Genomic DNA, 18,722 nt, shown 5'->3' on the forward strand with positions numbered 1-18,722 from the left:
GTCCTTCTGATAAGCCGGCTATTGTAACTCAGACAGCATGCTTGAGCTTGGCCGCGAAGCGGTCGAGGGCGCCGCGCAGGGCGTCGTCGTCCATGCCCACCAGGTTGTCGCCCACGTAGATCTCGACCAGGCTCGATTGCGGCAAGGCGTTATGGGCGACCCGGTTGTACATCCAGGTCCCGTGCTCGGCCGCCAGCTCGTTGCGGATGGCGATGGCGCGCTCGCGGCTCACCGGCAGGTGAAGGTGCAGCATGTTGGCCTGGGGTGCGGCCGGGTTGACCTTGATCTCCGGATGGGCCTTCAAGGCCTCGTAGAGGAAAACGGTGCGCCGGAAATAGTCCGGCATGGCGGCAAGGCGTTCATCGAACTGCATCGCCGCCGCCACAACGTAGGGCGAGCGGTGGATCACATTGCCGCCTTCGCGCCGGAACCATTCGGCCGCGCGCGCGACGAAATCGCGGCTGCCGGCCAGCATCGCGCCGCCCAGGCCGCCGATGCCCTTGTACAGCGACACATAGACCGAGTCGAAGCCCGCGGCAATCTCGGCTGCGCTGCGGCCGTAGCCGGCCTGGGCTTCCCAGAGGCGCGCGCCGTCCATGTGCAGGTGGACGCCGCGCGCGCGGCAATGGGCCTTGATCGCTTCGAGCTCTTCCCAGCTGGAGAGCTGGCCGCCGATCTCGCGCATCGGGATCTCCAGGCCGACGGCGCCCAGCCGGTCCGGGATCGCCTCGAGGTCCGCCACGCCCCAGGGCCGGTGGCGGTCGCCCGCCTGCAAGGCGTCGAAATGACCGAGCAGCTGGTAGTTCGAGCGCTCGTGCACGAAGATGTGGGAGGTGGGATGCAGGGCGACCAGGCGGCTGCCGTGGTCATCGGCGCCCAGGCGCAGGGCGGTGACCTGGGCCATGGTGCCGGTCACGCAGAACACGGCCGCTTCGCAACCCAGCAGGCGCGCGATCTTGTCCTCGAAGGACTGGATCAGGGCGCCGCTGCCGTAGACGTCATGGTCGGCGTCGTGCCGCTCGCACCAGGCCGCCATGGCCGCGTACATCTCGGCGGGGCGGCGCGGGCGGTGGCCCGGGAAGATCGTATGGCAGCTGCGCAGCAGTTCGGCTTCGGTCACGGCGGGCTCCTGGAGAAAGAGCCCGCTACTCTACACGGAAGCGGCGCCGCCGGCCAAGTTCAGGCGGCCAGCGCGGGGCGGCGCGACGCAGCCAGCGCAGGGGCGCCGTCCTCGGCCAGGCGGAACTGGCGCACCGAGCGCGCCAGGGCGTCGGCCTGCTCGTGCATGGCCTGGGCGGCGGCGCTGGCCTGTTCCACCAGGGCGGCGTTCTGCTGGGTGGCGGCGTCCATCTCGCCGACCGAGCGGTTGACGTCCTCGATGCCGCGCGTCTGCTCCTGGCCGGCGGCGCTGATGTCGCCCATGATGTCGGTCACGCGCGCCACGCTGGACAGCACGTCCTGCATGGTCACGCCGGCTTCCGCCACCAGGCGGCTGCCCGCGTCGACCTCGCCGTTGGAGGCGTCGATCAGCCCCTTGATTTCCTTGGCCGCGGCCGCGCAGCGCTGGGCCAGGCTGCGCACCTCGTTGGCGACGACCGCGAAGCCGCGGCCCTGTTCGCCGGCGCGCGCGGCTTCGACCGCCGCGTTCAGTGCCAGGATATTGGTCTGGAAGGCGATGCCGTCGATGACGCCGGTGATGTCGGAGATCTTGCGCGAGGCCTGGGTGATCGACTCCATGCGCTCGACTACCTGGGCCACGGTGGCGCCGCCCTTCTGGGCGATGCTCGATGCCTTGCGCGCCAGTTCGTTGGCCTGGTGGGCGTGCTCGGCGTTCTGGCGCACGGTGCCGGTCAGGTCGTCCATCGACGAGGCGGTGGTCGCCAGGCTGGCGGCCTGCTGCTCGGTGCGGCCGCACAGGTCGAGGTTGCCCGCCGAGATCTCCTGCGAGGCGTTGGCGATCTGCTCGGCGCCCTCGCGCACCCGGCCCACCACACCCGACAGGCGGCCGCCGATGGCGTTGATGGCGCCCGTCAGGCTGCCGATCTCGTCGCGCCGGGTGACCGCGGCCTGGGCGGTGAGGTCGCCCTCGGCGATGCGCTTCGCCACGTCCTGGACCTGCGCCAGCGGACGCGAGACGGTGCGGCGGATGACGTAGTGCAGCACGCCGCTCAGGATCGCCAGGGACACCAGGCCGAGCAGGATGAATCGGTTGCGCAGCGCGCCTGCGGCGGCCGTGATCTCGTCGCGGTAGGTGCCGCCGCCGATCACCCAGTTCCAGTCGGCGACGTGGGCATAGGCGACGAACTTCTGGCGCGGGCTGGTTTCGCCCGGATTCTGCCAGTCGTAGACGATGACGCCGTTCTTCTTTTCCAGCATTTCCCTGATGAAGGCGCGGCCGTCGGCGGCGCGGCTGTCGAGGATGTTCTGGCCTTCCTTGGCCGGGTGGACGATCAGTTCGCCGTAATGCTTGCCCGGCGCAGCGTTCAGGACGTAGAAGTAGCCGGTCTCGCCGACCTTGATCGAGCGGATGCGGGCCTTCAGCAGCTCCAGGTCCTTGGAGATGTCGACCCCCACGTACAGGGCGCCGACCACCTTGCCGGACGCGTCGCGGGCAGGGGAGTACTCGGTGATGGTCGGCTTGCCGAACAGGGTCACCAGGCCCACGTAGTTGCGGCCGGCGCGCAGCGCGGCATAGGCCGGGCTCGCGCGGTCGAGCGTGGTGCCGACCGCGCGCGCGCCGTCTTCCTTCTTGACCGAGGTGCTGACGCGCACGAAATCCTCGCCGTTCAGCGCGAAGATGGTGGCGTTGCCGCCGGTCTGCTCGGTGAAAGCATCCGGCGCGCTGAAATCGAGGTTGAGCGGATTGCCGTCCAGCTTCAGGCGCGGCACGGTCTGCTCGCCGATGCTCATGGTGCTCTCGGTGTCCAGTTCCAGCGTGCCGGGCAGGGAGGCGCGGAAGATCTGGCCCAGGGCGACGGCCTGGCCGCTGAGGGTCTTGTTGAAGACTTCGACTGTACTGGTGACGCCTTTCAGCTCGTTGGCGACGCTGTGCGAGGCACGCTGTTCCAGCATGGCCGAGGTCGAGATCGTGATCGACGCGATCAGGACGGCGATGATGACGCTCGCCAGCGCGAAGTTGATCGCGCTGATGCGGGTGCCGACGCTCCAGTTAGCGGGATGGAATGTGTTCGTGGCCATGGGACGCCCGGTGGGTAAGGTGGATTGCCCATCTTACCCGCGCCTATTTTCTTGAGGCAACGCAAAATGCCCAAAAAGCTGGCATCTTGTGTATCGGCGCAACACAGATGGCGAAGCGCTAACGTATTGATTCGACAAGAAAAAAGGCCACGACCGCGTCCGGCCCGCGGCTAGGCCGCCACCGGCGCGTGATGCTGGAACTGCAGCGCCGCCAGGTTGGCGTAGACGCCGCCCATGGCCACGAGTTCCGCGTGGCTGCCCGCTTCGACGATGCGGCCTTCGTCCAGCACCACGATGCGGTCGGCGCGCTGCACGGTGGCCAGGCGGTGGGCGATGATGATGGTAGTGCGCCCGACCATGGCCGCTTCGAGCGCGCGCTGCACCAGGCGTTCCGATTCGGCGTCGAGGGCGCTGGTGGCTTCGTCCAGCAGCAGCAGCGGAGGATTCTTGAGCAGGGCGCGCGCGATGGCGATGCGCTGGCGCTGTCCGCCCGAGAGGCGCACGCCGCGCTCGCCCAGGAAGGACTGGTAGCCTTCCGGCAGGCGTTCGATGAACTCGTGGGCCGCGGCCATCTTCGCCGCGGCGACCACCTCGGCGTCGCTCGCGTCCGGGCGGCCGTAGCGGATGTTCTCGAGCGCGTCGGCCGAGAAGATCACCGTATCCTGGGGCACGATGCCGATCGCGCCGCGCAGGGTGTGCAGGGCCAGGTCGCGGATGTCGACGCCATCGAGGCGGATGCTGCCGGCCTGCGGGTCGTAGAAGCGCAGCAGCAGCTGGAACAGGGTGGTCTTGCCGGCGCCCGAAGGGCCGACCACGGCCACCGTCTCGCCCGGACGGATGTCCAGCGCCAGGTGCGACAGCGCTGCACTCTCGGGGCGCGACGGATACGAGAAGCTGACATCATGCAGGGTCAGGCGCGCGCCGTTGGCGGTGCGCGCGGGCAGGGCCGCCGGATGGGCCGGATTCTGGATGTCGGAGCGGGCCGCCAGCAGTTCCAGCAGGCGCTCGGTGGCGCCGGCGGCGCGCTGGGCGTCGCCCATCACTTCCGACAGGGCCCCGACCGAACCGGCCACCATCGCAGCGTACAGGATGAACTGGCCCAGGTCGCCGCTCGTCATCGTGCCCTGCAGGACCGCGTGCGCGCCCAGCCACAGCACGAACACGATGGCGCCGAACACCAGCAGGATGGCCAGCATGGTGAGGGTGGCGCGGGCGCGGATGCGGCGGATCGCGGTGACGAAGGCCTCCTCGACCGAGGCGCCGAAGCGCCGCGCTTCCTGCGCTTCGTGGGTGAAGGCCTGGACCGTGGGCATGGCGTTGAGGATCTCGCCGGCCAGGGCCGAGGCGTCGGCGATGCGGTCCTGCGAATCGCGCGAGAGCTTGCGCACGCGGCGCCCGAACATCACGATCGGCAGCACCACCAGCACCATCAGGCCCAGGATGATGCTGGTGAGTTTGGGACTGGTCACGAACAGCATCACCAGGCCGCCCGTGAACAGCAGGGTGTTGCGCAGGGCCAGCGAGATGCTGGTGCCGACCACGGTCTGGATCAGGGTGGTGTCGGTGGTCAGGCGCGACAGCACTTCGCCGGTGCGCGTGGTCTCGAAGAACTCCGGGCTTTGCTGGACCACGTGGCGGTAGACCGCGCTGCGGATGTCGGCGGTGACGCGCTCGCCCAGCCAGGACACCGTGAAGAAGCGCGCGGCGGTGGCCACGGCCAGCACGGCGGCCAGGCCGAACAGGGCCAGGAAGGTGGCGTCCACATGCTCGATGTTGCGCGCGGCCGCGCTGGCGGCAATGGCGGGGGCGAAGCCGAGGTCGATCATCTGCTTGAAGGCGGCGGGAATCGCCAGGGTGGCGCCGGCCGCGAACAGCAGGGCCACGCCGGCCAGCACGAACTGGCGCCGGTAGGGACGCAGGAAGGGCAGCAGGCCCTTGAGCGTGGCCAGGCTGCCTTTGCGGGAAACATCGGAATCGGAACTGCTGGTGGAACGTTTGCTCATCGTGTCGCTTGTTCTTATCGTCGGTTACATCTTCATCGGCTGCACATAGCCGGTCATTTCCAGGTAGCCGCGGCCCAGGCGCTTGCCGTCGCGCTGGATCGTGACCGCGCCTTCCCAGTAGACCGCGCCGGTCGAACGGCGCGAGTCGAGTTCCTGGTCCGGCTGCAGGGGAACGATCTGCCAGCGGTGCGGCCCGGTGGTCACCAAGGTGCCGACCGGGTAGTCCGCCTGGGTGCGCGGCGACTTCCAGCGCGTCTGCGGTGTAAAGCTGACCTGCTCCGGCGCGAAGCGGGTGACCTTGCCCGACGCCTCGCGCAGGCTTGCGTGCGCCCATAGTTTACCACCTCCCTTGGCGCGGATCTGGAAAGCCATCAGGGCGCCGCCGCCGTCGAGGTTGGCGCCGATCCAGTCCCAGCCTGCGGCGTCCGGCATCAGCGCTTCGCTCGACCATTCGTGGTCGAGCCAGGCGCTGCCTTTCACCGCCACCGGCGCCATGCCGGCGCGCCCGGCGCTCCCCGTGACTTCCAGCTGCGGTTCGCTGTAGTAATAGCTGGCGTGCCGGGGGCTCGGCCCCTTGCGCGAATAGCCGCCTTCACCCTGCACCAGCACCGGCTGGGTGGGACGCAGGCGCAGCTCCAGGTTCAGTTCCCCCGAGCGGATGGTGACGCGGTAGCCGCCGTCGGCGCCGCGCACCATGCGCCAGTCGTCGAGCTTGAGGTCGGTGTTGCCGGTGCGCGCCCAGGCCAGGCCGAAGCCTTCGCGCGCGCTGCGCTGGTCGTGCACCAGGCGGCCGACGGCAGGGTCGGACAGGGCGGCGTGGCCGATCACCAGCTGGCGCGGGGCGAAGGCGCTGGGATTATCCGGATTGTGCTCGGTGCGGCTGCGGAAGAAGGTGACCTGGAAGCCGAGCGGCTTGCCCTCGGGCGTCTCGACCCAGCCGGTGACATACCACCACTCGGTGCGGAATTCCGGATGGGCGCCGTAGTCGCGCGGGAAGGACAGGCTGGCGCCGGGCGTGACGGCGGCGAAGTCGGGCGGCGCAGCGCGCGCATTCAGCCCGATTAGTAAAACAAGGATCAACAAGATGAAGCGCATTACCAGTCCTCCCTGACTGCGCGTACCGGACCACCCGAGAGCGCGTAGCGGCCCGAGACCAGGGCCGTGGCCACCGAGGCCGCGACCAGCACGGCGGCCACGCTGCCGAGCAGGGGCCAGGGCAGGTGCAACTGCATGGTCCAATGGAATGATTGCGGATTGACGACAAAGACGAGAATCAGGCTGATCACCAGCCCGAGGGCGAAGCCGGAGGCCACGCCCAGGCTGGCGAGCAGGCCGCCCTCGAAGGCGAGCAGGCGGTAGACCTGGCCGCGCGTGACGCCGACGTGGCGCAGCATGCCGAACTCGCGCGCCCGCGCCAGGGTCTGGGCCGAGAAGCTGGCGGCCACGCCCGACAGGCCGATGGCGATCGCGATCGCTTCCAGCAGGTAGGTGACGGCGAAGCTGCGGTCGAAGATCTTCAGGCTCATGGCGCGGATGTCGCCGGGACGCATGGTGCGCAGGCTGGCGCCGAAGGGCAGGGCGCGCAGGCCTTGTTCGAGCTGGTCGAGGGAGGCGCCGCGCGCCGCCCACAGCGCCGCGTCGCTGACTTCGCCTTCGCCGGTGAGGGCGCGGTAGTCGGAGAGCCGCATGACGACGGATCCGGACTGGTTGGCGTAGTCACGCCACACGCCGGCGACGAAGAATTCGGCCGGGGCTCCGCCCAGCGGCAGGCGCAGCACCTCTCCCACGCGCACGCCGTACAAATCGAGCATCGCTTCCGAGACCCAGGCCGGACGCGCGCCGGCCGGGACGGCGGCCGTGGCGCCGACCAGGTAGAGCAGCCGGCCCGGGTCGCGCAGGTCGATGTCGCGTGCGATCACCACTACCGGAGGACGGCTGGCGTCGAGCGACACGCGGCGGGTGCGCAGGAACTGGGCCTGGGCTACGCCGGGCGCGGCGGCCAGGGCGGCCTGCTGCTGCGGGCTGAGGAAACCGGTGTTGCCGCCGTCGGCCGTGCGCACGTAGAGGTCGGCCGGCAGGATGTGGCCCATCCAGTCGTCGACCGAGACCCGGAAGCTGGCCACCATGATGCCCATCGCGACCATCAGGCTGAAGCTGGCCAGCACCCCGCCCAGGGCGATCGCGGCCTGGCCGGGCGCATTCGCCAGGCGCGCCAGCGACAGGGTCAGCACCGGCGGCGCGCGGCGCAAGCGCAGCACGCCCCGTTCCAGGGCGCGGAAGACCAGCGCCGCGAAGCGCGGCATCAGGCCGATGCCGCCGACCAGTAGCAGGGCGATGGCGAAGTAGCCGAACAGGGGCAGCTCGAACACCGGCGGCGCGAAAGCGAAGGCCGCGGCCAGCAGCAGGCAGAGCAGCGACGGCCAGACCCGCGCCAGGCGGGCCAGCGCGCCCTCGTCGGCGCCGGACTTGATCGCCACCGCGGGACGGGCGCGCGCCGCCTCCCAGGCCGGCGCCGCGCAGCCGAGCAGGGCGACGCCCAGCCCCAGCGCGAAGAACACCGCTGCGGCGAGCGGGGTGAACTGGATCTGGGGCCGGATGCCGGGGAAGTAGCCGGCCCCGAGGTCGCCGCCGAAATAATGCAGGGCCGCGGCGGCGAAGGCATAGCCGCCCGCCACCCCCAGCAGCGCGCCGGCCAGGCCCAGGCTGCCGCCTTCGAGCAGGACCTGGCGCAGCAGCTGGCCGCGCTCCAGGCCCAGCACGCGCAGCAGCGCGAACTGGCTGCGCCGCCGCATGACGGACAAGGCCTGGGTCGAGAACACCAGGAAGGCGCCGGTGAACAGGGCCACCAGGGCCAGCACGGTGAGGTTGACGCGGTAGGCGCGGCTCATGTTGTCGGTGCGGCTGGCCTGGTCGGCGTCGTTCGGCTGGCCGACCGTGAAGCGGCCCGGATAGTCGCGCTCCAGTTCGGCGGCCAGCCCCTTCTGGAAGGCCGCGCGGTCGACGCCGTCGCGCAGCTTCAGGTCCACGCGCGTGAGCTGGCCGAGGCGCTGGAAGCGCCACTGGAGGGCGCCGATGTCCATCACGGCCAGGCGCTGGCCGGGCCTGGCGCGCTGGATCGGGCCCGCCACGCGCAGCGCCACTTCGCCGGTGCCGGCGCGCAGGCGCAGGGTATCGCCGGTCTGCACCCCCAGCCAGGCCTGGGCGGCCGGCGACAGGAAGACCGCGTCGTCGGCCAGTACGTCGGTGAGGCGGCCTTCCTCGGCCACGCCGACCAGGTCGGGGGCGATGAAGCCGGCCCGGAAGGCGTCGATGCCGATGATGCGCAGGGCCCCTTCCTGGCCCGCCAGGCCGGCCGCCACTTCGAGCACCGGCGAGGCCACCGCCACTGAAGGATGGTTCGCCAGGCGCGGATAGACCGCTTCGTCGAACAGGGGTTCGCGGCCGGCCACCTGGATGTCGGCCTGGCCGGACAGGCTCTTGACGGCGGCGGAGAATTCGTTGAACGCGGCGGCGTTGATGAGGTGGATCGCGAAGCCCATCGCCACCCCGACGGCGATCGCGGCGATCGCCACCAGCGCGCGCACCGGGTGGGCGCGCCATTCGCCGAGCAGCAGCCAGCGTGACAGGATCCTCAGGCCGGGCATTCCACCGCCAGGGCCTCGGCCTGGCGCCGCGCCTTGATCCGCGCCGCCTCCAGGGCCGGGCCGCCGTTGCCGTTGCTCCGCCGCAGGTCTTCCTCGGCCCACTTGCCCTGCAGGCGCAGCTTGTCGCAGCGGCGGCGCGCACCCAGCGCCTCGCGGCGGGCGCGCGCCGCCTCGCGTTCCTCGATCCGTTCGCGGGCGGCGCGTTCCTTGTCGAGCTGGAGCAGGGTGGCGCGTCCGCGCTCCAGGCGCGCCGCCGCCTCGGGATCGGGCGCGGGCGCCTCCGGGACGGCGAGCTCGGTCCCGGCGCCGCGGCAGGGCTGGTCGCCGTAGCTGATCCGGCCGCCATCGTTGCACTTGTAGAGCGTGCCTGCCGCCGCGGGCTGGCACAGGGCGCAGGTACAGGCGATCAGGATGGGCAGGTGTCGCAACATGTCACTCTCCTGGTCAAAGAATTTTGCCAGGGTTCATAATGCCGAGCGGGTCCAGTGCGGCTTTGACGGCACGCATCATGTCCAGTTCGACCGGCGGCTTGGTGCGCGCCAATTCCTCGCGCTTGAGCGCGCCGATGCCGTGTTCCGCCGAGATCGAGCCGCCGAAGCTGGCGACGCTGTCGTGCACGATGCGGTTGACCAGTTCCTGGTGCGCCAGGAAGGCGTCGTGGCCGCTGCCGCCCGGCGGCGCGACGTTGTAGTGCAGGTTGCCGTCGCCCAGGTGGCCGAAGGTCACCAGCTGGCAGCCGGGGAAGGCTTGCAGCAAGGCGGCGTCGGTGCGCGCGATGAATTCGGGAATGCTGGAGACGGGCAGCGAGATGTCGTGCTTGATGTTCTTGCCGGCCGCCGCCTGGGCCAGCGGAATGTGTTCGCGCAGCTGCCACAGGCCCAGGGTCTGGGCGTTCGACGTGGCCAGCACGGCGTCGCGCGCCACGCCGCTGTCGAGGGCGGCGCCGACCCCCGCCTCCAGCAATGCCGCGGCGTGGTCTTCCGATTCGTTGCTGGACAGCTCCACCAGGGCGTATTGCGGATAGCGCGCGGAAAACGGATGCGGCAGCTTCGGGAAATGCGTTTCGACCAGCTGCAGGCAGAAGTCCGACATCAGCTCGAAGCCCGTCAGGGCGGCGCCGCAGCCGTCCTGGAGCAGGCCCAGCAGCGATAGCGCGTGGCGCGGCGAGTCCAGCGCCACCAGGGCCGTCAATGCCGCCTTGGGCTGCGGGTAGAGCTTGAGCACGGCGGCCGTGATGACCCCGAGGGTGCCCTCGGCGCCGATGAACAGGTCGCGCAAGTCGTAGCCGGTGTTGTCCTTGCGCAGTCCGCGCAGGCCGTTCCAGATCTCGCCCTGGGCCGTGACCACTTCCAGGCCCAGACAGAGTTCGCGGGTGTTGCCGTAGCGTAGGACGGCGGTGCCGCCCGCGTTGGTCGCCAGGTTGCCGCCGATGGTGCAGCTGCCTTCGGCCGCCAGCGACAGCGGGAACAGCATGCCGGCCTGCGACGCGGCTTGCTGGACGTCGTACAGGATGCAGCCGGCCTCAGCTGTCATGGTGCGGTTGGCGGCGTCGACCGCGCGCACCCGGTTCATGCGCCGCGTCGACAGGACGATGGCGGCGCCGCTGGCGTCCGGCACGCTGCCCAGCACCAGGCCGGTGCGGCCGCCCTGGGGCACCAGCGGCACGCGGGCGGCGGCGCAGGCGCGCACGACCGCGGCGGCTTCCTCGGTGCTTGCTGGCAGCACCACGCCGCGCGCGCGCCCGGTGAAGCGGCCGCGCCAGTCGGTGAGGAAGGGCGCCATGTCGGCCTGCTCGCCGAGGACGTGGCTGTCGCCGGCGATGGCGCGGCACTGCGCCAGCAAGGCGTCAGTCATGCGGTACTTTGACCTTGTCGAGCAATTCCTTGGCCAGGCGCCGGGCTTCCTTCTTGAACGGGCGCAGGTAGAGCAGGGCGCAGGCGAAATACACCAGCACCAGCACCACTTCGCCCAGGGCCATCATGCGCGAGACCTCGAGCTGGTCGGCCCAGGCGCGCACCGCGCCTTCGGCGAAATACAGCAGGATCATCATGGACGACCATTGCAGCGTGTACAGGTCGCGCTTGATGACCCCGCGCAGTGGCAGCAGCAGGGGCAGGGCCTTGAGCGCCAGCAGCCAGCTGCCGGGCTGCAGGGGCGCGACGACGACTTCCCAGGCGACCAGCCAGCCGATCAGCCAGATCAGGCTTGCGATCGCCCCGGTGTGGAAGAGTTTGGCGGTATTCATTCAGCGCATTCCATGCAGTTTGACGGCGGCCTCGGCGAGGCGCCGTCCGAGCGCCACCGACAGGGTGCGCTCTTCCTCGGTCAGGGGGCGCTTGCCGTCGACGCCGGCCCAGTGGGTCGCGCCATAGGGGCTGCCGCCGCTGGCGGTGTTCATCAGTTCCGGATGGGTGTAGGGAAGGCCCATCACCATCATACCGTGGTGCAGCAAGGGAATCATCATCGACAGCAGGGTCGCCTCCTGGCCGCCATGCAGGCTGCCGGTGGAAGTGAACACGACCGCCGGCTTGCCCGACAAGGTGCCGTTGACCCAGTCGGTGGCGGTGCCGTCGAGGAAGTATTTCATCGCCGACGCCATGTTGCCGAAGCGGGTGGGAGAACCCAGGGCCAGCCCGGCGCAGTCGGCCAGGTCCTCGAGTTCCACATAGGGCGCGCCGTCGAGGGGGATGTCGGGCGCGGTGGCCTCGGTCACGGTCGAGACCGCCGGCACCGTGCGCAGGCGCGCCTCGGCCCCCGGCACGCTGTCGATGCCCTGGGCGATCAGTTCGGCCAGCTTGCGCGTGGCCCCATGGCGAGAATAGTACAACACGAGAATGATCAAGTTCGGGCCTAGGTTCGTCTGCTTCATCGTTGGTATTATAGAATGCTTTGCTGAAATAACACCCCGCACGCGGACCAAGACCGCGGGCCGCTACCAACGCCATGCTTTCCCGAACCGTCCACCATCTCTCGCGCACCACCAGCGGGATGTTCAATGCCGGCGCCGACCGCGTCCGCGGCCTGACCCTGGGCGAGGCGCGCGACCTGGTGCGTTTCGCGCGGCGCCGCCTGACGGAGGAGAAACTGCCCCAGGTCGCAGGCAGCCTGACCTTCACCACGACCCTGGCCCTGGTGCCGCTGCTGACGATCGTCCTGGCCATTTTTACCACGTTTCCCGTGTTCGGTCAGTTGCGCACGGCCCTCGATACCTGGTTCGTGCAGAACCTGATGCCCAAGGCCATCGCCAACACGGTCAGTTCGAACCTGACACAGTTCGCCAGCAAGGCCAAGGGCCTGTCGGCGGTCGGCGCGGTGGCGCTGCTGTTCACCACGGCCGCCATGATGGGCATGATCGAGCGCGCCTTCAACCAGATCTGGGGCGTGCGCCGGCCGCGCCGCCTGTCGCAGCGCATCCTGATCTACTGGGCGCTGGTATCGCTCGGGCCGATCCTGTTCGGCCTGTCGCTGACCGCCAGCGCACAGCTGTTCACGGTCACCAAGGCCGTACCTTTCGTGGGCGCGCTGTTCTATACGGTGATCTCGGTGGCCCTGACCACCGGCGCCTATACCTTGCTCTACATCACCGTGCCGAACCGCTCGGTGGCCTGGCGCGACGCCGTCTGGGGAGGGCTGGCGGCCGCGATCGCCTTCGAGATCGCCAAGCGGGTGTTCGCCCTGTTCATCCGCCAGTTCCCGACCTACGCCATCATCTACGGCGCGCTGGCCGCGCTGCCGCTGTTCCTGATCTGGATGTACGTGTCCTGGCTGATCACCCTGGTCGGCGCCGTGCTGACGGCGGCGCTGCCGGTGGTCAAGTACGAGCGCTGGTGGCACCAGCCGGCGCCGGGCAGCGCATTTGTCGACGCAATGGCCGTGCTGAAGGTGCTGCACGGCAGTGCGCGGCTGACCGGCACCGCCCTGGTGTCGAGCGCGACGGTGCGCGCCCACACCCGCATCGGCTACGACGAGATGGGCATGCTGCTGGAGAAGATGGTGGCGGCGGGCTGGGTCGGGCGGGTGCAGGACGAGGTCGGCGCGCGTTCGCGCTGGGGCCGTGGGGTGCGCGAGACCGCCGACAACTGGGTGCTGCTGGTCGATCCAAACAGGCTCAGGCTGGCCGACGTGTACCGCCTGTTCGTGTTCGACCACAGCGAGGCGGAGGTGGGCCAGCGCGACGAGCCGGCGCCGCAGACGCCGCTCTCGGTCGATACGGGCGTGCTGGCGCGCCAGGTCGAGAGCGCCGTCGAGCAGGGACTGTACCAGACCCTGGCCGAGCATTTCGCCCTGGCCCCGGAGGCCGGGGGTGCGCCCGCAGCCTGATCGCGAGACAACAAGGAGACGCCCGATGCCGCGCTACACGCTCTTCAGCAATCCCGGCGAACGGGCCGGCGGGATCACGTCGCCTTGGCCTGGTCTTCCCTACAATGACGAGCGGCCGCGCGAGGTCTACCTGGCCTCCTGCGCGCGCATCGGCGAGGCCTTGTCCGGACCGGGCTTCCCTCACCTGAAATCGAAGCAGGCGTGCCGGCGGCGGAGCGGCGCCTTCCGGCACGAGATCGGCTTCGAGACCGAGAGCACGAACTAGGCTGGCTGTTCGGTCACCCTGCGCCTGAACGCCAACGTCTATTCGCCGCGCCTGCGCGTCTGGCGCGCCTGGAACGCGCGTCGCTGCCCGGCATGCAGATCCAAGGGGAAGTCCATTTCGCCTACTGCTTCGGTGGCCGCGAGCGCGCCCAGCGCGTGCTGGACCGCTTCGTGCGCACGCCGGTCGACCCCGCCATCGCGGTCGACCGCGGCCCCTTGGGCCCCAGCCACGGCGCACTACCGGACGGCTATGCGCACGATGTGCTCAAGCTGCGGCGCGAGCTGGGGCTTCGCTAGCGGGCGCCGCCGCTGGCGAAGGGCGGCCATTCGCAGCTGAGCTTGCCGGCGAGCATCTGCCAGTACATGCCCGGTCGGCGCGACAGGAACACCCGGGATGGCCGAAGGTGGCCGGCTTGTCATTCTCATGGAAGAGTTGGCCGGTCCGGGCTTCGCCATAGCCGCTCGCGGAGGCGAACAGCAGCCGCCGCCAGTGACCGGTCAGAAGGCGACGCGGCGCGCTTCGCTGGCTTTCTTGCGCGCGCGGCGGAAGTGGAAGCCCCAAAGGGGCTCGCCCCGATAGACCATGCGGTGTGGGCCGGCCGCGTCGGCCGGCGCGCCCATGCCGCCGGCCGCAAGCATCTGGCCGACGCCCGTGTCGACCGTGACATACCGGATGACGTCGCCGACTTCCTTGGCCGAAGCCGTGACGGCGCCGGTGGCGTGCTGCGCGTTGGTCCGGAGTTGCCCGGCGAGATCGGGATAGACCGTGCACACGGCATCGAGGCCGACGCCATCGGCGATGGCGGCACGCGCGTCCGCCAGGCGCAGATCGGCATCCCACGCAGGATCGCGTTGCTCGAGAAGCGCCTCGTCACGGGCCCAGGGATCCTGGGGCGCGAGCAGGCGTTGTAATTTTGAATAGAAATTGTGGAACATAAGCGTCGACTGGAACAGCCGGTTGTACGGCAACGATACACCGAACGGCAGGCGGCTGCAATCCGCCCCACGAACGGGCTTGTGTTTCTGGAAACAAATTCAGTGCTCGGCCTTGAGGTAGCGTTCCAGCCTCTGCCTGCTGGGCGTGTCCAGCAGGTCCAGGCTGCCGTGCCAGCGCGCGCCGGACAGCAGCCGGATGCCGAGCGACAAGGGCTCGGGCGGCGGCTTCGCGGGCAGGCCGAACCGGCGTTTTGCCGGCGCCGTCACCACGGCCCGCTTCGGCAGCCGGATCTCGCGGATTTGCCGGATGTTCAGCGGCCGCTGCGGATCGCACAGCTGCTCGACCAGATCATGCAGCGCATTCGCCTTGTCGTGGAGGCGGTCGAAGGCCTCGATCTCGTCCGGCGGCAGGGTGGCATAGTTGCGCTTGACGGTGGCGATGACTGCCGGCCAGTCGGCCGCATCCGGGACGAAGCCGAGCTTGGGCCAGAACGATCCGCCGATGGACAGCCCGGCCGTCAGTTCGATGGCCTGCAGCCCGACCTGGTCGTAGAGCGACAGCGAGGCCGCCAGGATGTGCTTGAGATCCAGGCCGCCGCGGTAGCGGGGATGGATTACCAGATAGTCGTGCCTGGCGACCTTGCGGCCCAGGTCCAGGGTCCGGTGGCAGTAGTAGAGGTGGCGCCGCCCGCGTTTCGCGACGACCTTGCAGCTCAGCCGGCCATCGGCGGCGACATGGATGCGCGCCGCGCAGGGGTCGGCCGCAGGCGCGAAGGCGGCCGCGAGGCCATTTGGAGACATGGCCGCCGGTAAATGGCCAGCCTGAATCAGTCCGGCGAAACGCGCCTGCTGCCGCGCCCGGTATCGGGAGAACAAGCCATGCGGCGCGTGCATGTGGCCGTAGCCCACCCGGCGCAGCGAGACCCAGGGCAGCAGGAACAACAGGGCCAGGAACCAGCGCGTCGCCGGGGAGCGGAACAGCCAGAACTCGCGCCAGTAGAACAGCAGCAGGTGCCAGCTGGTGAACAGTTTTTCCGTCACGCTGCCTCCTTCTGCTTGCGATGGGTGGGCCTCACCAGCTGAGTTTACCGGTCAGCATCTGCCAGTACATGACCCAGTCGGCCCGGAACGAATACCAGGGGTAGTCGAAGGTGGCCGGTTTGTTCTTCTCGTAGAAGAAGTGGCCGATCCAGGCCCCGCCGTAGCCGCTCACGAAGGCGAACAGGAGCCACCACCAGTTCATGCTGTCGATGAACTGGGCGATGGCGGCGATCGCCGACGAGGTGCCGAAGAAATGCGCCCGGCGGCAGCGCCTGTCCTCGTGCTGGCTCAGGTAGTAGGGATAGAACTCCGCGAAACTGGCAAAGCGTGCACGGGCAGGGGTGCTCATCGGGCGTCTCCTGTTCAGGTGGCGAGCGTGGAAACTGCGGACCTGGCGAACGCCGACAAGGCGTCGAGCACGGCGTCCGGGGCCTCGGTCATCAGCGAGTGGCCCGCATCCACAGTGACGATTTTGCCATGCTTGATCGCGCCGGTCAGCAGCTTCGCGGAACGGGGCGGGGTCATCATGTCCTTGCTGCCCAGGATGAACAGGGTCGGGCAGGCGACGCCGCCGGCGGCCGCCTCGCCGTTCGCATAGCTGTTGCAGGCGGCGAAGTCGGTGTGGAAGAGCTGGTCGGGATTGCGCGCCGACATGCGCTGCATCAGGCGCCGCGCCCCACCCATGACCGAGAAGCCCGGCCCCGGGGACGAGGGCTTGTGCGCGATCGAGGAGTGCGAAAAGATGTTCACCATGTCGATCGCCGCCTCCTCGTTGCTGCGCGAGGTCTCGAGCAGGGCGTCCGAGACCTTCATCGGATAGGTGGTGCCCAGCAGGGCCAGTCCCAGTGCGCGCTGGGGCGCCCGGTGCACCGCCTCCAGCGCGATCAGCGAGCCCATGCTGTGGCCGCCCAGGACGGCCCGTTGCACGCCGGCGGCGTCGAGCAGGGCCAGCAGCCAGTCGGCCAGTTCCTCGACGCTGCCCAGCGCCGGGCCCGCGCTGCGGCCGTGGCCGGGCAGGTCGGGAATCAGGACCGCATGGCCGTGGTGGGCCAGGTAGCGGCTTTGCAGGCCCCAGACCGAGTGGTCGTTCTGGGCCCCGTGCACCAGCACGATGACCGGGAGCGCGGGGTCGAAGGCCTTGCCGCCGGTGTAGCAGTAGGCCTGCTTGCCTTGTACGTTCAGCAGCATCTCAGGCTCCTTTCTGGGCCAGCTTCAGGGCGCGCTTGAGGTCGTCGATCAGATCGTCCGGATCTTCCAGGCCGACCGAGAGGCGCATGGTTCCCTCGCTGATGCCGCTCGCGGCCAGCTGGCTGGCGGGCACGCGGAAGTGGGTGGTCGATGCGGGATGGATGACGAGCGACTTGGCGTCGCCGACGTTGGCCAGGTGCGAGAACACCTGAAGGCCGTCCGCGAAGCGGCGCCCGGCAGCGCGGTCGCCCTTGAGGTTGAAGGTGAACACGGCGCCGCAGCCCTTCGGCAGCAGGCGCTGGGCCAGGGCGTGGTCCGGGTGGCTCTCCAGCTCCGGGTAGGATACCGACTCCACCGCGGGATGCGACAGCAGGAACTCGACCACCTTGCGCGTGTTGGCGACGTGGCGCTCCATGCGCAGGCCGAGGGTCTCGACGCCCTGCAGGATGGCGAAGGCGTTGTGCGGGCTCATGGCCGCGCCGAAGTCGCGCAGGCCTTCGCGGCGCGCGCGCAGGGCGAAGGCGCCGACGGTCGACTCCTCGGCGAACACCATGCCGTGGAAGCCCTCATACGGTTCGCACAGTTCCGGGAAGCGGCCGCTGCGCTCGTGCGCGGCCTGCCAGTCGAAGGTGCCGCCGTCCACCAGCAGCCCGCCGATGGCGGTGCCGTGCCCGCACAGGAACTTGGTGGCCGAATGGAACAGCAGGTCGGCGCCCAGGTCGAAGGGGCGCTGCAGATACGGCGTGGTGAAGGTGGCGTCGACCATCAGCGGCAGGTCGTGCTCGTGGGCGATGGCGGCGATGGACGGGATGTCGAGCACGTCGAGGCCCGGGTTGCCCAGGGTTTCGCCGAACAGGACCTTGGTATCGGGGCGGATCGCCGCGCGCCAGGCGTCGAGGTCGCGCGGGTCCACGAACGTGGTTTCGACGCCGAAGCGGCGCAGGGTGTACGAGAGCAGGTTGTGCGAGCCGCCGTACAGGGCGCGCGAGGCCACGATGTGGGCGCCCGCGCCAGCGATGGTGGCCAGGCCCAGGTGCATCGCGGCTTGGCCGCTCGCGGTGGCGATGCCGGCCACGCCGCCTTCGAGGGCCGCGATGCGCTCCTCCAGCACCGCGTTGGTCGGGTTCGAGATGCGCGAATAGACATGGCCGGCGCGCTCCATGTTGAACAGCGCCGCGGCGTGGTCCGAATCGCGGAAGGCGAACGAGGACGTGAAGTGGATCGGGGTCGCACGTGCGCCGGTGGCCGGATCGGCCGTGGCGCCAGCGTGCAGGGAGAGGGTGTCGAAACCGGGATAACGGGGACCGCTCATCGTCTGGTACTCATCGGGAGTGAAGATGGCGGGCATCCTAGCATTTATTTAACTTTGCGCAACTAGTTGTCTATACCGAATTGATAGCCTAGGTGTTAGCCTCGAGCGCGGTGCTGGATTTTTTGACGGGCATCAGCTAGAGTCGGAGTTATGGCTTATACAAAAGTATCTTCTTCTAGCGCTCTTCTCAACGAAACCGGGGTGGCCAACATGAAAGTTTCCGAGATCCTGCAGGTCAAGGGTGAAGTCCTCTACACCGTCGCTCCCGACACGCCGCTGGTCGACGCGGCGACAACCATGTCCGAGAAAGACATCGGCTCGCTGGTGGTGATGGAGTACGGTGACCTGGTCGGCATGCTGACCTTCCGCGAGGTGATCAAGGCGCTGCGCGAAAACGGCGGCTCCCTGGGCGCCGGCACGGTGCGCAAGCACATGGACGACAGCCCGATTACCGTCACCCCGGACACCGAGGTGAACGAAGTGCGCCGCATCATGCTCGAAAAGCACGCGCGCTACCTGCCGGTGATGAACGCCCGCACCCTGCTGGGCGTGATCTCGTTCTACGACGTGGCCAAGGCCGTGCTGGAAGCGCAAAGCTTCGAGAACCGCATGCTCAAGGCCTACATCCGCGACTGGCCGGCCGAAGAGACCGCGACGGATTGATTTACCGCCTGCGGTAGGGTCGGGGGGGGCCCCCCCCCCCCCGGGCCCGGGGGGGGGGGGGGGGGGGGGGGGGGGGGCGCCCCCCCCCCGCCCGCCCGCCGCCGCGGTCGCGTTGGCGTAGCAGGCGGCGGTGGTGCCCACCGTGGTGGTGGT

18 protein-coding genes are annotated in these 18,722 nt (G+C 69.5%); 4 read left to right on the forward strand and 14 right to left on the reverse strand.

Annotated elements, in window-relative coordinates; genetic code table 11:
• Positions 1–28: 28 nt before the first annotated feature.
• The 9 genes from KBW98_RS09655 to wrbA form a co-directional block, all read right to left on the reverse strand.
• The gene (locus tag KBW98_RS09655; protein ID WP_211519914.1) at positions 29–1,120 is read right to left on the reverse strand and encodes a beta-eliminating lyase-related protein; all 1,092 of its coding nucleotides are present in this window, start codon (positions 1,118–1,120) and stop codon (positions 29–31) included.
• Positions 1,121–1,179: 59 nt separating this feature from the next.
• Positions 1,180–3,198, reverse strand: coding sequence for a methyl-accepting chemotaxis protein (locus KBW98_RS09660; RefSeq protein WP_211519915.1), 2,019 nt, complete (start codon positions 3,196–3,198; stop codon positions 1,180–1,182).
• Positions 3,199–3,368: 170 nt separating this feature from the next.
• The gene (locus tag KBW98_RS09665; protein ID WP_211519916.1) at positions 3,369–5,201 is read right to left on the reverse strand and encodes an ABC transporter transmembrane domain-containing protein; all 1,833 of its coding nucleotides are present in this window, start codon (positions 5,199–5,201) and stop codon (positions 3,369–3,371) included.
• Positions 5,202–5,225: 24 nt separating this feature from the next.
• A complete protein-coding gene (locus KBW98_RS09670; RefSeq protein ID WP_211519917.1) occupies positions 5,226–6,296 on the reverse strand; it encodes a carotenoid 1,2-hydratase in 1,071 nt (356 codons plus the stop codon).
• Positions 6,296–8,845 carry an FtsX-like permease family protein gene (locus tag KBW98_RS09675; RefSeq protein ID WP_211519918.1) on the reverse strand — a complete coding sequence of 850 codons (2,550 nt, stop codon included), beginning with the start codon at positions 8,843–8,845 and terminating at the stop codon, positions 6,296–6,298. Before KBW98_RS09675 ends, KBW98_RS09670 begins: the two co-directional genes overlap by 1 nt.
• Entirely contained in the window at positions 8,833–9,276 is a 444-nt protein-coding gene (locus KBW98_RS09680) for a DUF4124 domain-containing protein (protein WP_211519919.1), read from the reverse strand. The genes KBW98_RS09675 and KBW98_RS09680 overlap by 13 nt, the downstream gene beginning before the upstream one ends.
• A gap of 13 nt (positions 9,277–9,289) precedes the next feature.
• Complete coding sequence (locus KBW98_RS09685; protein WP_211519920.1) at positions 9,290–10,699, reverse strand: FAD-binding oxidoreductase; 1,410 nt, start codon at positions 10,697–10,699, stop codon at positions 9,290–9,292.
• Positions 10,692–11,090, reverse strand: coding sequence for a DUF2069 domain-containing protein (locus KBW98_RS09690; protein ID WP_211519921.1), 399 nt, complete (start codon positions 11,088–11,090; stop codon positions 10,692–10,694). The genes KBW98_RS09685 and KBW98_RS09690 overlap by 8 nt, the downstream gene beginning before the upstream one ends.
• Positions 11,091–11,714 (reverse strand): NAD(P)H:quinone oxidoreductase, encoded by a 624-nt coding sequence (wrbA, locus tag KBW98_RS09695; protein WP_211519922.1) that lies wholly within the window; start codon positions 11,712–11,714, stop codon positions 11,091–11,093.
• 119 nt (positions 11,715–11,833) lie between these two features.
• On the opposite strand from wrbA, the gene KBW98_RS09700 reads away from it, so the two are divergent.
• The 3 genes from KBW98_RS09700 (at position 11,834) to KBW98_RS09710 (ending at position 13,726) form a co-directional block, all read left to right on the forward strand.
• Positions 11,834–13,165: a YihY family inner membrane protein gene (locus tag KBW98_RS09700; RefSeq protein WP_211519934.1), complete on the forward strand. Its 1,332-nt coding sequence runs from the start codon at positions 11,834–11,836 to the stop codon at positions 13,163–13,165.
• A gap of 25 nt (positions 13,166–13,190) precedes the next feature.
• Positions 13,191–13,430, forward strand: coding sequence for a hypothetical protein (locus KBW98_RS09705; RefSeq protein WP_211519923.1), 240 nt, complete (start codon positions 13,191–13,193; stop codon positions 13,428–13,430).
• A 92-nt stretch (positions 13,431–13,522) separates the two neighbouring features.
• Entirely contained in the window at positions 13,523–13,726 is a 204-nt protein-coding gene (locus tag KBW98_RS09710) for a hypothetical protein (protein WP_211519924.1), read from the forward strand.
• A gap of 201 nt (positions 13,727–13,927) precedes the next feature.
• Here the strand turns inward: KBW98_RS09710 and KBW98_RS09715 are convergent, their stop codons facing one another.
• From KBW98_RS09715 to KBW98_RS09735, 5 genes are all read right to left on the reverse strand, one after another.
• Positions 13,928–14,365, reverse strand: coding sequence for a hypothetical protein (locus tag KBW98_RS09715; protein WP_211519925.1), 438 nt, complete (start codon positions 14,363–14,365; stop codon positions 13,928–13,930).
• A 99-nt stretch (positions 14,366–14,464) separates the two neighbouring features.
• Entirely contained in the window at positions 14,465–15,406 is a 942-nt protein-coding gene (locus KBW98_RS09720) for a hypothetical protein (protein WP_211519926.1), read from the reverse strand.
• 31 nt (positions 15,407–15,437) lie between these two features.
• Positions 15,438–15,755 carry a DUF962 domain-containing protein gene (locus KBW98_RS09725; RefSeq protein ID WP_211519927.1) on the reverse strand — a complete coding sequence of 106 codons (318 nt, stop codon included), beginning with the start codon at positions 15,753–15,755 and terminating at the stop codon, positions 15,438–15,440.
• A 14-nt stretch (positions 15,756–15,769) separates the two neighbouring features.
• Positions 15,770–16,594: an alpha/beta fold hydrolase gene (locus KBW98_RS09730; protein ID WP_211519928.1), complete on the reverse strand. Its 825-nt coding sequence runs from the start codon at positions 16,592–16,594 to the stop codon at positions 15,770–15,772.
• Position 16,595: 1 nt separating this feature from the next.
• The gene (locus KBW98_RS09735) at positions 16,596–17,906 is read right to left on the reverse strand and encodes an O-acetylhomoserine aminocarboxypropyltransferase (protein WP_211519929.1); all 1,311 of its coding nucleotides are present in this window, start codon (positions 17,904–17,906) and stop codon (positions 16,596–16,598) included.
• A gap of 210 nt (positions 17,907–18,116) precedes the next feature.
• Here KBW98_RS09735 and KBW98_RS09740 point away from each other — a divergent pair, with 210 nt between their 5' ends.
• Entirely contained in the window at positions 18,117–18,569 is a 453-nt protein-coding gene (locus KBW98_RS09740; RefSeq protein ID WP_211519930.1) for a CBS domain-containing protein, read from the forward strand.
• Positions 18,570–18,722 lie beyond the last annotated feature (153 nt).

The sequence above is a fragment of the Massilia sp. ST3 genome, from assembly GCF_018119405.1.
Lineage (GTDB): Bacteria > Pseudomonadota > Gammaproteobacteria > Burkholderiales > Burkholderiaceae_D > Telluria.